At 59.8% G+C, this 13,396-nt stretch carries 14 protein-coding genes; 2 read left to right on the top strand and 12 right to left on the bottom strand.

The window, feature by feature from the left end; all coding sequences use genetic code 11:
- Positions 1–11: 11 nt before the first annotated feature.
- The 3 genes from CLV44_RS07190 to CLV44_RS17210 all read right to left on the bottom strand — a co-directional run bounded on the left by CLV44_RS07190 (position 12) and on the right by CLV44_RS17210 (position 1,882).
- On the bottom strand, positions 12–854 hold the full coding sequence (locus CLV44_RS07190; RefSeq protein ID WP_106591438.1) for a thymidylate synthase: 843 nt from the start codon (positions 852–854) through the stop codon (positions 12–14).
- 67 nt (positions 855–921) lie between these two features.
- Positions 922–1,716 (bottom strand): prolipoprotein diacylglyceryl transferase, encoded by a 795-nt coding sequence (lgt, locus tag CLV44_RS07195; RefSeq protein ID WP_106591439.1) that lies wholly within the window; start codon positions 1,714–1,716, stop codon positions 922–924.
- Complete coding sequence (locus tag CLV44_RS17210) at positions 1,703–1,882, bottom strand: hypothetical protein (RefSeq protein ID WP_146139983.1); 180 nt, start codon at positions 1,880–1,882, stop codon at positions 1,703–1,705. Before CLV44_RS17210 ends, lgt begins: the two co-directional genes overlap by 14 nt.
- Before the next feature lie 68 nt (positions 1,883–1,950).
- Between CLV44_RS17210 and CLV44_RS07200 the strand changes: the two genes are divergently transcribed.
- Positions 1,951–2,718: an NRDE family protein gene (locus tag CLV44_RS07200; RefSeq protein ID WP_106591440.1), complete on the top strand. Its 768-nt coding sequence runs from the start codon at positions 1,951–1,953 to the stop codon at positions 2,716–2,718.
- Positions 2,719–2,722: 4 nt separating this feature from the next.
- Here CLV44_RS07200 and ptsP read toward each other — a convergent pair whose 3' ends face one another.
- Both ptsP and CLV44_RS07210 read right to left on the bottom strand, forming a co-directional pair.
- Positions 2,723–5,017 carry a phosphoenolpyruvate--protein phosphotransferase gene (gene ptsP / locus CLV44_RS07205; RefSeq protein WP_106591499.1) on the bottom strand — a complete coding sequence of 765 codons (2,295 nt, stop codon included), beginning with the start codon at positions 5,015–5,017 and terminating at the stop codon, positions 2,723–2,725.
- A gap of 24 nt (positions 5,018–5,041) precedes the next feature.
- A complete protein-coding gene (locus tag CLV44_RS07210) occupies positions 5,042–5,530 on the bottom strand; it encodes an RNA pyrophosphohydrolase (RefSeq protein ID WP_106591441.1) in 489 nt (162 codons plus the stop codon).
- 164 nt (positions 5,531–5,694) lie between these two features.
- On the opposite strand from CLV44_RS07210, the gene CLV44_RS07215 reads away from it, so the two are divergent.
- On the top strand, positions 5,695–6,363 hold the full coding sequence (locus CLV44_RS07215) for a histidinol-phosphatase (RefSeq protein ID WP_106591442.1): 669 nt from the start codon (positions 5,695–5,697) through the stop codon (positions 6,361–6,363).
- Here CLV44_RS07215 and CLV44_RS07220 read toward each other — a convergent pair.
- From CLV44_RS07220 to ubiH, 7 genes are all read right to left on the bottom strand, one after another.
- Positions 6,352–6,768: a CBS domain-containing protein gene (locus CLV44_RS07220; RefSeq protein WP_106591443.1), complete on the bottom strand. Its 417-nt coding sequence runs from the start codon at positions 6,766–6,768 to the stop codon at positions 6,352–6,354. The two genes, CLV44_RS07215 and CLV44_RS07220, sit on opposite strands and share 12 nt — an antisense overlap.
- Before the next feature lie 109 nt (positions 6,769–6,877).
- A complete protein-coding gene (locus tag CLV44_RS07225) occupies positions 6,878–7,915 on the bottom strand; it encodes an NADP(H)-dependent aldo-keto reductase (RefSeq protein ID WP_106591444.1) in 1,038 nt (345 codons plus the stop codon).
- Positions 7,916–7,949: 34 nt separating this feature from the next.
- Complete coding sequence (locus CLV44_RS07230; protein ID WP_106591445.1) at positions 7,950–9,146, bottom strand: class I SAM-dependent rRNA methyltransferase; 1,197 nt, start codon at positions 9,144–9,146, stop codon at positions 7,950–7,952.
- 78 nt (positions 9,147–9,224) lie between these two features.
- A complete protein-coding gene (gcvH, locus tag CLV44_RS07235; protein WP_106591446.1) occupies positions 9,225–9,617 on the bottom strand; it encodes a glycine cleavage system protein GcvH in 393 nt (130 codons plus the stop codon).
- A gap of 22 nt (positions 9,618–9,639) precedes the next feature.
- Positions 9,640–10,743, bottom strand: a complete 1,104-nt coding sequence (gcvT, locus tag CLV44_RS07240; protein ID WP_106591500.1) for a glycine cleavage system aminomethyltransferase GcvT — start codon at positions 10,741–10,743, stop codon at positions 9,640–9,642.
- A 123-nt stretch (positions 10,744–10,866) separates the two neighbouring features.
- Positions 10,867–12,132 carry a UbiH/UbiF/VisC/COQ6 family ubiquinone biosynthesis hydroxylase gene (locus tag CLV44_RS07245; protein WP_106591447.1) on the bottom strand — a complete coding sequence of 422 codons (1,266 nt, stop codon included), beginning with the start codon at positions 12,130–12,132 and terminating at the stop codon, positions 10,867–10,869.
- 16 nt (positions 12,133–12,148) lie between these two features.
- Entirely contained in the window at positions 12,149–13,393 is a 1,245-nt protein-coding gene (gene ubiH, locus CLV44_RS07250; protein ID WP_106591448.1) for a 2-octaprenyl-6-methoxyphenyl hydroxylase, read from the bottom strand.
- Between the last annotated feature and the right edge of the window lie 3 nt (positions 13,394–13,396).

Here is a 13,396-nt window from a genome sequence, read left to right on the forward strand (position 1 = left end):
ATCTCCTTGCATCAGACGGCAATGGGGGCACGAATGACCGGGTCCGGATCGTAGCCGGTCACCTCAAAGTCTTCGTATTCGTAACTGAAAATATCCGCTGGCCGACGACGGATCTGTAACTGCGGCAGCGCCTTTGGCGACCGTGACAACTGCTCCTGAACGATGGCCGGATCATCAAGATGGTTGGCATACAGGTGCAGGTCACCGAAGGTGTGTACAAACTCGCCCACCGCCAGATCACACTGCTGCGCCACCATGTGAGTCAGCAATGCATAGGAGGCGATATTGAACGGCACCCCCAGAAAGTAGTCGGCACTGCGTTGATACAGCTGACAGCTGAGCTTGCCATCGGCGACATAGAACTGAAACAGGGTATGACAGGGCGGCAGCGCGGCCTTGCCCTGGCGCACGTTGTCCTGCGGGCTCATCGATTCATCGGGAAGGTCGGCCGGATTCCAGCCGCTGACAATCAACCGACGGGAGTTCGGCGTGCGCTTGATCTGCTCGATCACGGTCGCGATCTGGTCAATGGTGGAGCCGTCTGGACAGACCCAGGAACGCCACTGTTTGCCATAGATCGGCCCCAGGTCACCATTTTCAAGCGCCCACTCGTTCCAGATCCGCACCCCCTGCTGTTGCAACTCGGTATTATCGGTACTGCCGGACAGGAACCAGAGCAGCTCACAGATCACCGATTTAAGGTGTACCTTTTTGGTCGTCAGCAGCGGAAAGCCTTCGGCCAGGTTGAACCGCAACTGACGGCCGAACAACGAGCGCGTCCCGGTGCCCGTGCGATCACCCTTGTCCACGCCGTTGTCGATGATGTCTCGCATCAGGTCCAGATACTGCTGCATAACCGTCTCGCCCTAAAAACAAATGGTATTTATTTTATGCCTCGGTGCGCATATAAGCCAGCAGGACTCAGGCGGTTCGTACCGTTTCGCGCCGATAGGCCACCAGCATCAACAACGCACCAAGCAGAATCATCGGCAACGACAACAGTTGCCCCATCGTCAGCCAATCGAAGGCGATGAAGCCGAGGTGCCCGTCCGGCTCACGCACCAGCTCTACCAGCGAGCGGAAGCCGCCATACCCCAACAGGAACAGCCCCGATACGGCCATGCGCGGACGCGGCTTCGCCGAATACCACCACAACAGCGCGAACAGCACCACCCCTTCCAGCAGCATCTCGTACAGCTGCGACGGATGCCGAGGCAAGCCATCACCGGCCCGCGGGAACACCACGCCCCAGGGCACATCCGTTACTCGCCCCCAAACCTCTCCGCCGATGAAGTTACCCAATCGACCAGCCCCCAGCCCGATCGGCACCAGCGGCGCAACGAAGTCAGCGATTTCAAAGAAGGACTTGCGATAGCGATGGGCAAACAGCGCCAGCACCACCAGCACGCCAAGCAGCCCACCATGGAACGACATGCCGCCTTCCCAGACCGCAAACAGCCAGAGCGGATCCTGCAGGAAATAGTCGAAGTTGTAGAACAGCACATAGCCCATGCGCCCACCCAGAATGACGCCGATTGCGCTCCAGAACACCAGATCAGAGACCTGCTGCTCGGTCCAGCCCGACCCCGGCTGTGCCGCACGCCGATTGCCCAACCACCAGGCGGCACCAAAGCCGATCAGGTACATCAGCCCGTACCAGTGAATGCTCAACGGCCCCAGCTGCAGCGCCAACGGATCGATATCATGTACCCACATATAGTTTTATCCCAGATTGGAAATGATGAAACGCATCGCCACCACGGCCAGGAAGGCGGTGAGCCAGACGGGCACCCAGCAGGGCTGTCAGCGCACTGACCAGCACAATACCGACCACCGGCATACTCCAGGGCAGCAGCGGATAAAGGGCTAGAGTCGTCAACATGATGATAGTTCCACAAGACAAAGCGGTTTATCTTAGAGCCAGAACCCTACAGATGAAACCGGATCGCCATGTGTCTTGCTGTTTTTGCATTGAACCTGCACCCCGACTGGCCACTGATTCTGGTCGCCAACCGCGACGAATTTCACGCCCGCCCCACACGTCCACTAAGCGTCTGGCCGGACCAGCCCATACTGGGTGGCCGTGACCTGCGTGCCGGTGGCAGCTGGATGGGGCTTGGCGACAACAACCGCTTTGCCCTGGTCACTAACCACCGCAACCTGAACCTGCCGACACCGGAGCCGGCACGTTCACGCGGCGCACTGGTGACCGACTTCATCCACACCCACGCCGATACTGAAACGTTCTGCGCCACACTGGAGCCTTCACGCTATGCCGGCTTCAATCTCTTGCTCAGCGATGATCGCGGATTCTATCACTACAGCAACATCAGCGACCGCTGTCAGCGCTTGCAGCCGGGGCTGTACAGCCTGAGCAACGCCCTGCTTGATACACCCTGGCCGAAAGCCTTGCGCGCGCGTTCACACCTGCAGCAGTGCCTGGCCCGTGGTCAGCTGAACCCGGAGCAGCTACTGCGCCTGCTGCACGACCACTCGCGCCCGGACGACCTGCATCTGCCTGCGACCGGGCTGCCGCTGGCACGGGAACGCCTGCTGTCATCCTGTTTTATCGTATCGGAAGAATATGGCACCCGCGCCAGCACCTTGATGATGCAGCACCGCAGTGACCGCTTGCTGTTCATGGAGGAAAGCTATGATGCGCACGCACGCCCCTGCGGACGACGGCGCTTCCAGCTTGAGCGCCCGCTACTGGCGTAATGGGCTAGGGATTCTGGTGCGGCAGCTTGGGCCGGGTCAACTGACCCAATCCCAACTGTTTGAGGGTCTGACGCAGGTACTGATGGATCTCTTCGGCATCATCCATGCGCAACACCCGGTTGAGCAATGACTGGGCACGGGCCAGACTGACACCGCGGATCGCCGATTTCACCCGCGGCAGGTTGTTGGAATTCATCGACAGCACCTCATATCCCATCGCCATCAACAGCAGGGCACCGCCGGGATCTGCAGCCATTTCGCCACAGATCGAGACCGGCTTGCCCTCTTTGCGCGTTTCCCGTGCAATGTACTGCAGTGCCCGCAGCACAGCCGGATGATACGCGGCATAGAGCCCTGCCACTCGCGGGTTATTACGGTCCACGGCGAGGATGTACTGGGTCAGGTCATTGGAGCCGACCGAGACAAAATCGACCATGCGGGCAAAACGGCGCACCTGATAAACCGCCGCCGGCACTTCAACCATCACCCCAATCAAGGGCCGCAGCACCTGGTAACCCTCATCCTGCAACTCCAGCAGGGCACGGTCGATCTGCCGCACGGCCTCATCAACCTCGTGCACACTGGTCACCATCGGCAACATGATGCGCAGGTTGTTCAAGCCCTCGGATGCGCGCAGCATCGCCCGTACTTGCACCAGAAAGATCTCGGGATGGTCCAGCGTCACCCGGATGCCACGCCAGCCCAGAAAGGGATTGTCTTCTTCAATGGGAAAATAGGGCAGCGCCTTGTCGCCACCGATATCCAGCGTACGCATGGTCACCGGTCGCGGCGCAAAGGCCTCCAGCTGACTGCGGTAACTCTGCAGCTGCTCCTGCTCGCTGGGGAAGAAGTCACGGATCATGAACGGAATTTCAGTGCGGTAGAGGCCAATACCCTCGGCCCCGCGCTGCAGTGAACGCGCCACATCCGCCACCAGGCCGGTATTCACCCAAAGCGGCATGCGGTAGCCATCGGTGGTCTCGGCAGGCAGATCCCTCAACCCTTCCAGCCCCGCCGCCACCGCACGTTCTTCACGCATGACCTCACGGAACGCTTCCAGCAACTTGTCGGACGGATTCACATACACGCGTCCCGAGTACCCGTCCACGATGACCTGACGCCCCTCAAGACGGGTAAAGGGCAAATCGATCACCCCCATCACCGTGGGAATGCCGATCGAACGGGCCATGATCGCGGCATGAGACGTGCCCGAACCACTGACCGACACCAATCCCACCAGCTTTTCTTCCGGCACCAGCCCCAGCATGGTCGGCGACAGCTCGTCGGCAACCAGGATGCTGTCTTCCGGACAATCGATCGATACCGGACCAGCCCCCTCCTGCAGATAACTGAGAATACGCCGCCCCAGATCACGCACATCTGTTGCACGCTCACGCAGGTAGGGATCTTCCATGGCATTGAACTGGCGCACCTGCACCAGGATCACATCACGCAGTGCGCCCTGCGCCCAGCTGCCGGCACGAATCAGGGTTTCAATCGCATCGGTCAAGGCCGGGTCACCCAGCATGCGCAGGTACACATCAAACAGCGCCTGCTCTTCCGAATGCAGCCGTTGCGCCAAGCCTTTGCTCACGGTACGGATATCATCACGCACGGCATCCAAGGCACTACGGAACGCTTCCAGCTCCGCCGCGATATCATGCGCGGGCTTGTCCGGCACCGTTTCCAGCTCGGCAGCGAGCGTCGCCACCACCACCGTGCCGATGGCTACGCCAGAAGCCGCCGCCACGCCATTGAAGTGACGGTCATGCTTGGCCCTGACATGGGCCTGGGGGTGCTGCTCTGAATTGATCGAGCCGGTCGCTTCCGCATGGGCAATAATCCCGGCCAACTGCGCCGAGACCGTCACCATGAACGCCTCTTCACTTTCATCGAAGCGACGATGTTCAACCTGCTGTACCACCAGCACGCCCAGCACGCTGCGGTGATGAATGATCGGTACCCCGAGGAAGGCATGAAAACGCTCTTCACCGGTGGCTTGCAGATAATGGAAGGCCGGGTGGCGAGAAGCATCCTCAAGGTTGATGGGTTCGGCACGCTGGCCGACCTGACCGACAATACCCTCCGTCATCGACAGACTGACATTGCCGACCGCTTCCTGATGCAAGCCCTGAGTGGCACGCAGCACATAACGCTGCTGCACCGAGTCAAACAGGAAGATCGAACACACCTGGGTACGCATCGCACGCTGGATGCGGCGCACGATCAGGTCAAGCACCGCTTCCAGATCCGGGGCCGTACTCACTTCCTGAACTATCTTGCGCAGCACACTCAGCATGCTCATCGGCCGTTCCTCTATTCGTTAGTCAGTGGCCGACAACCGTGCCAACCGGGGCGATAATTCCTTCATCGCCTTGCGGTACACCTCGCGCTTGAAGGACACCACTTGTCCCAGAGGGTACCAGTAACTGACCCACTCCCAACCATCAAATTCGGGTGAGTCGGTTTCGTCGATCCGCACAGCACTATCGTCGCTGAGCATCCGCAGCAGGAACCATTTCTGTTTCTGGCCTACGCACACAGGGTGCGAATGACGCCGAATCATGCGTTTGGGCAAACGGTAGCGCAACCAGCCGCGCGTTACCGCCAAAATTTCCACATCAGCAGGTGACAGTCCAACCTCTTCACCGAGTTCACGATACATTGCCTGCTCCGGCGTCTCGTTTGACTGTATACCACCCTGCGGGAACTGCCAGGCGTCTTGCCCGATGCGGCGTGCCCAAAGAACCTGACCCTGCGAGTTAACCAGAATGATTCCGACGTTGGGTCTGAATCCATCTGTATCAATCACAATTCTGATCCTGACCTTAAACATATTTGTTTTTTATTGTTCCACAGATCGGCAGTTAGGCAAATAGCGTGCCGGACTTCCGATTGCGTGCATCCCCCCTGCAGGTCTATCCTTGCGCTTTTGCCTGCCCGCTCCGGAGCAGGCTCGATGCTGAGGAATCCTGCGTGAGCCTTGCAATTTTTGATCTGGACCACACCCTTATCGGGGGAGACAGCGACCATGCATGGGGCGAGTTTCTCTGCCGCAAGGGCGTTGTCGACGAGCATGAATACCGTGCTGCCAATGACCGCTTCTATGAAGAATATCTGCGCGGCGAGATGGATATCCATGAATTCCTGAATTTTGCCCTGAACCCGCTGGCACAGCATACACCTGAACAGCTGGATCTCTGGCATGCCGAATTCATGGCCGAGTGCATCGAGCCGATCATCCTGCCCAAGGCGGAAGCACTGCTGCAGCACCACCGCGAACAGGGTGATTTCCTGCTGATCATCACCGCCACCAACCGTTTCGTGACCGCACCGATCGCCCAGCGCCTCGGCGTTGATGCCCTGCTGGCCACAGACCCGGAAATGATCGACGGTCGCTTTACCGGCAAGGTTGCCGGTACGCCTTGTTTTCAGGGAGGGAAAGTGACCCGTCTGCATGCCTGGCTGGATGAAACCGGCCACAGCCTGGCAGGCAGCTGGTTTTACAGCGATTCCAACAATGACCTGCCGCTGCTGGAAGTGGTGGATAATCCGGTGGCAACCAACCCGGACGAGCGCCTGTTAGCCACCGCACAGGCTCGGAGTTGGCCGGTACTGGAGCTGATGCCCGCGTCAGACGCGTGAACGACAGCCTTTCATGCTGGCATTCAGTGCCCGCATGATGTGACGACGGCTGATCACACCGAGCAGCCGTCCGTCACGGGCAACCGGCCAGGTCTTTGGCTTGTCGCCGCCCATCTTCTGCACCAGATCGATAATGCTTTCCGTCGGCGATGCGCACAGCGGTTCGGTATGCATGATATCAGCCACCTGAATGCGGCTGTCGCAATGGTAGCTGCCACTGACCAGATAACCGATACAGTCATGTTCGGACACGAACCCCACCACCTGATGATCATCATCCACCACCGGCAATCCCATCTGACCTGACTGCAGAATCAGATCGACCGCCTCAGCCAATGACATCGTCAGATGCAGAGGACTAGGTACCGGCTGCATCAGATCCTGGACTTGTTGTTGCTGCTGCATGCTGCTTTCTCCTTCAGCGCGGGTTTGCTCTGAGTATGGCAAAGGCAGACGCTGCTCGCCCACTTTCAGGTAAGTGAACGGCCAGCAATGCAGATCGAGACCGACGGCTTCAGGGACAGGGATTGGGGTAACGCTGATGAATCGCTTCGATCCGCGCCAGCAGCTCGGGGCTCAGCGTCAGCTCAAGCGAATCCAGATTCGCCTGCAACTGCCCCATGCGGGTAGCACCGATGATATTACTGCCCAGGAACGGTCGGCTGTTGACGTAGGCCAGTGCCATCTGCGCAGGGTCCAGAGCAAACTCTGCCGCCAGCTGCAGGTAGCTTTCGGTAGCGGCCTGCCCCTGCTCGGTCAGGTAACGACGGTAATCCGGAAACAGCGCCAGGCGAGAGCCCTCAGGGCGGGCACCATCGGCATATTTGCCGGTCAGTACACCGAATCCCAGTGGCGAATAGGCCAGCAAACCCACCTGCTCACGCAGCAGCACTTCAGCCAGCCCAACCTCTGTCGTGCGATTGAGCAGGCTGTAGGGGTTCTGTACCGACACGATGCGTGGCAGACCCAGCTGTTCGGACAGCTGCAGACACTTCATGGTGCCCCAGGGCGTGTCATTGGAGAGGCCGACATGACGAATCTTGCCCTCATTCACCAATTCACCCAACACGGTCAGCGTCTCCACCAACGGCGTGCCCGGATTGGTCGGATCATGGGTATAGCCCAGCTGGCCGAAGAAATTGGTGCTGCGGTCAGGCCAATGCAACTGGTACAGATCGATATAATCGGTCTGCAGGCGCTGCAGACTGCCCTCAATGGCCAAACGCAGATTACGCGCATCATGGCACATGTTCGGACGCAGGTAGCTGACCATCTCGCCAGGACCGGTGGCCTTGGTCGCCAGGATCACCCGCTCACGGTTGCCGCGCTGACGCATCCAGTTGCCGATGCAGGTTTCGGTCCGACCCTGAAACTCGGCGGCCGTCGGTACCGGATACATTTCGGCAGCATCAATCAGGTTGACGCCCCGTTCCAGCGCATAGTCCAGCTGCTCGAACGCCTCGGCTTCACTGTTCTGGCGACCAAAAGTCATGGTGCCCAAGGCGATGCGGCTGACCTCAAGGTCAGAGTGTCCCAGGGTCAGATAATCCATCGGTGCTCTCCTGCTGATAAGAACTGCGCGGGTGTCAGTTAGACGGCAACACGCGCAGGAAGTAGGCTTTCAAATATTCGGTTTCAGGGATCGCCGGATGGATCGGATGGTCTGATCCCTGACTGCCCTGAGCAAAAATCTGCGCATTACGGTCCAGTTCTCGGCTATTGGAGCGCAGAATATCGACCATGCGGTCCTTGGCCAGATGCATGGAGCAGGATGCCGATACCAGCGTGCCATCACGGCCCAGCAGACGCATGGCCAAATTGTTGATGCGGGCATAGGCGCGCTCGCCGTTGCGGATATCCTTGCGGCGGGCGATGAATGCGGGCGGATCGACAATGACCAGGTCGAAACGCTCCTTGTCTGCCACCAGCGCCTTGCACAGATCAAAGGCATCGCCCTGCAGACCACGGAAACGGGTCTCGCCATTATTGAGGCGCGCATTTTCCGCCGCCACTTCAAGTGCGGTTACCGACGCATCGACACAGACCACTTCACTGGCACCGGCTGCCAGCGCCTGCGCACCCCAGCCACCCACATAGCTGAACAGATCCAGTACGCGCTTGCCCTTGACCAACGTCTGCATGCGGGCACGGTTTTCTCGGTGATCGTAGAACCAGCCGGTTTTCTGGCCGGTCAGGATCGGTGCCACCAGGTTGACGCCGTTCTCGCTCAGCGGTGCCAGCTCGGGCACTTCGCCCTGTACCACTTCGATATAGGTTTCCAGACCTTCGGTTGCCCGCATCTTGCCGTCATTGCGCAACACGATCGCCTGTGGCTGAAACACCTTGTTCAGGGCATCAATGATCTGCTCCTGCACGACTTCCATGCCAACGGTGGAAATCTGCACGACGAAGATGTCATAGAAGCGGTCAACCACCAGGCCGGGCAAACCATCGGAATCACCGAAAATCACCCGATAACAGGGCTGGTCGAAGCACTGCTCACGCAGCGATTTGGCCACATTGAAACGGTGAACCAGCAGCGAGCGGTCCAGCGGATGACTCAAGTCGCGGCTCAGCAAACGGCCACAGATCAGGGTATTGGGGTTGATCGTGGCGATCCCCAGGGGCTTGCCGCGTGCATCCTGCACAACAACCTGTTCGCCCGGCTCGAAGCCTTTCAGTGGCGTAACCTTGTTGTCGACTTCATTGCTGTAGATCCACAGGTGGCCGCCACGCAGGCGCCGATCAGCACCCGACTGCAGTGTGAGAGGTTTGAGGTTCATTGTGCTCTGTCTTTGCTCTGAAATGACTGTCCCGGCAAAAGGCCGGGACAGTGAAAAGATTCGGGTCGGAGACCGCTATCAGCTTTCGGATTCGCAGTGCGCGGTATAACCGTCAGCATCCAGCAGATCATCCAGCTCGGCGCTGTCGCTCAACTTCAACTTGAAGAACCAGCCATCACCGTAAGGGTCGGAGTTGACGCTTTCCGGCGCATCTTCCAACGCTTCATTGATCTCCACGATTTCGCCACTCAGCGGCGCATAGATGTCGGATGCCGCCTTGACGGACTCAACCACACCCACATCATCACCGGCAGCCACGTTGGCGCCGATATCCGGCAGCTCAACGAATACCACATCACCCAACAGATCCTGGGCGTGTTCGGTAATACCGATGGTGACAACGCCATCACCTTCATCACGGATCCATTCGTGGCTGGCAACATATTTCAGTTCGTTCGGGACATTGCTCATATCGGCTTCCTATCTGACTCGTTCAGGAGAATACTTTTTCACCATGGCGTACAAACGGCGGCTTGACCACCTGCACCGGCACCAGCTTGCCACGCATCTCGACGCAGACCTCAGTACCAGTACCTGCCGGCACCCGCGCCAGCGCAATCGAGTGACCCAGCGTGGGCGAAAAACTGCCGCTGGTGATTTCACCTTCGCCCAGGCCGTCAACCACAACTTTCTGATGTGAGCGCAGCACGCCGCGCTCGGTCAACACCAGTCCGACCAGGCGCTGCGCCACACCCTTGGCCTTGAGTGCCTCAACCGCTTCACGGCCGACAAAGTGACGATCCGCCGGCTCCAGCGCCAACGTCCAGCCCATACCGGCTTCAAGCGGTGATGTCGCTTCATCCATATCGGCACCGTACAGGTTCATGCCGGCTTCCAGACGCAGGGTATCACGCGCACCCAGGCCACAAGGAGCAACGCCCGCGTCCAGCAACTGCTGCCAGAATGCGGCGGCTTCATCTTCCGGCAACATGATTTCCAGACCATCTTCGCCAGTATAGCCGGTACGGGCGATAAACCAGCCTTCCGACTCCTGACCGAAAAAGGGCTTCAATTCGGAGATCAGGCGGGCGCGGGATTCGCTTACGACCTGTTCAACGCGCTGCCGAGCCTTGGGCCCCTGAATCGCGATCATCGCCAGCTCGGGCTGTTCGGTCAGCGCAACGTCGAAACGCACAGCCTGGTCCGCCATCCAGCGCAGATCCTGCTCGCGGGTGCCGCAGTTGACGACCACACGGTACCACTCGCCGGAGGCATCGGGTTCGGTCATCAGGTAGACAATCAGATCATCGATCACACCGCCCTGCTCGTTCAACATGGCGCTGTACAACGCCTTGCCCTTTTGCTTCAAGGTCGCGACGTCGTTGGCCAGCAGGTGACGCAGATAGCTGCGTGCCTGGGCACCGGAGACATCGACTATGGTCATGTGCGACACGTCAAACATGCCGGCACTCTGACGGACCTTGTGGTGTTCCTCAACCTGGGAGCCATAGTGCAACGGCATATCCCAGCCGCTGAAATCGACCAGTTTGGCGCCCAATGCATGATGTTGTGCGTGAAGTGCAGTCTTATGTCCCATCGGCAAACCCATCTGCAGCAGTGTTCCGAACCGACAGCCGAAGCCGCGTCGCAACTGGTTAACACAAAAAAAGGGATGACAATGTATCGGCATTTGCGCCACAGATCAATCTTTAACCGACTGTCAAGTCCGCGTCCGCTGCAGCCGTTGCGGACGCTCGCCGGACAGTCCCATCGCCTGCATGACCAGGTGCTGCTTGACCGGTTCCAGCCGATTCATCAGGTTCATGCCACAGCTTCGTAACAGACGTACGGGTGCCGGTTGCGGTGCAAACAGGCGGCGAAAGCTTTCCATGGCTGCAGCCATGGTCAGGTTGGCGCTGCGGCGCTGGCGCTGATAGCGGCGCAGTACCTGCGGGTCGGCCACCGACTCGCCGCGCTGCCAGGCAGCTTCCACCACATCGGCCAACGCGGCCGCATCCATGAAGCCCAGATTGACCCCCTGGCCTGCCAGGGGATGAATGGTATGCGCCGCATCACCAATCAGTGCCAGCCCTGCATCGACATACTGATGAGCATGACGCTGACGCAGCGGAATCAGTTGGCGTTCGGCACTGTCCAGCACCGCGCCCAGGCAATAATCCGATGCCTGCCCCAATGCCTGGCGGAACGCCTCATCCGGTAACGCCATCAGACTGCGAGCATGCTCCGGCGAGGTCGACCAGACGATCGACAGCCGCTGCCGATCACCACCGGCCAGCGGCAACAGCGCCAGCGGACCATCCTCGGTGAAGCGCTGCCAGCAGGTATCGGCATGCTCACGCTCGGTGGTGATGGTGGTCACCAGCGCATGGTGTCCATAATCCCACTCGAGCGCGCCCAGACCGCTGAGCTGGCGGGTACGTGACAGCGCACCGTCAGCCCCCACCACCAAACCGGCCTGCCAGCAACTGCCATCACTGAGCGTCAACGTGCGCTGACCATCCGCTTCCGGTGCCGACAGCTGCTGCAGGCTGACACCTGTCACCAGCTGCAAATTGTCGTGTGCCGACAGTTGTTGCAGCAAACCGGCCTGAATCACCGAGTTTTCCACGATATAGCCCAGACACTCCTGATGCAGCGCATCGGCATCAAACTGGATCAGACCGTCACCTTCGCCATCCCAGACCTGCATCTTGCGGTAGGGACCAATGCGGTAAAGATCACGAATCAGTGCCCAGGCACCAAGCTGATCCAGCAGTTCCACCGACGCCAGATTGAGTGCACTGACCCGGGGGTCGTACTGCGCCTCGGGACGGGCACAGAGTTGATCCAGCCAACCCTCGACACTGCCCTCACGCTGCTCCAGCAAACAGATGCGCCGCCCTGAAGGTGCCAGCGCCAGGGCCAGCGCCAGCCCAACCATGCCGGCCCCTACGATCACTACCTCGGCGTGCTGTGCAGTTGTCATTTCGACGTCTCCGATGTCAGCGCAAACGCGCCGCAGGTTGATCCAGCCCCATCGCCGCACGGGCAAACAGGGTCTTGCCCGCCGGGCAGCTGTCCAGCAGTTGCAGGCCAAGACCACGTCCCAGACGCAACAGAGGATTGTCACTGGTAAACAATTTCAAGGTGCGGTCGCTGAAGGCGATGGTGCGCTGCTGATCCTGACGGCGCTGCTCGACAAACACCTGCAGACCGTCCAGAGCGCCCAGCGGGAGCCCCGCACGCCGGCGGGCAATGATCACATCGGCCAGTGCCACCACACCTCGCAACGCAAGGTTGTAGCCCTGACCGGCAATCGGGTGCAGTGCATGGGCCGCATTGCCCAGCACCACCAATCCGGTCCGGACCTGCTCATCCGCCAGTGTCAGCTTAAGCGGGTAATGATGACGCTCGCCCACGGCGGTAAAGCGGCCGGCACGGTAACCGAACGCCGTTTGCAGACGGGCCAGGAAAGCACGGTCATCCAGCGCCAGCACGTCATCAAGCGCATCATCGGCCAGCGTCCAGACCAGACCGCAACGCGTTTGTCCGTCCAGCGTCTCACCCGGCAACAGCGCCAGCGGCCCGGCCTCGGTGAAACGCTCATAAGCGATATTGGCATGCGCACGGTCCAGCGAGACGTTGGCCACCAGTGCATGCTGACCGTATGCCTGCTCGCGGTAATGAATGCCCAAACGCTCACGCAGGGTCGAGCGCCCGCCATCCGCCATCACCACCAGTTCCGCACGCAGGTGCTGCTCACCGGTAGCGGTGTGCAGCCGGATTTCATTGCCGGTTGCAGTCGGCGTCAACGCCTGTACCTCAGCGGACGAGATCAGGGTAAGTCGATCGCCCGCATGTGCCTGCAGATGACTGATCAACACTTGCCCAAGCCAGTGGTTCTCCACCACATAGCCCAGCGCAGGCACACCTTCTTCCTGCGCGTGCAGGCGTGTACAGCCGAAACGGCCACGATCGGACACGTGGATCTGTGCGATCGGCGTCAGGTGAGCCTCCAGTGCCGACCAGAGCCCCATGCGCTGATATAGCGTGCGTACGCCCTGGGCCAAAGCCGTGGAGCGCGCATCGTAACTCGGGGTATATACCGGTTCACCGGCAGCGGGCAGCGGCTGCGCTTCAATCAGCGCCATATTCAGTTCCAGTTCCCGCGCCACCGGCAGCAAGGCGGCTGCCAGACTGGCCCCTACCATGCCACCACCGATAATGATCAGATCATACTGCTGCATTGT

The sequence above is a fragment of the Marinobacterium halophilum genome (assembly GCF_003014615.1).
Lineage (GTDB): Bacteria > Pseudomonadota > Gammaproteobacteria > Pseudomonadales > Balneatricaceae > Marinobacterium > Marinobacterium halophilum.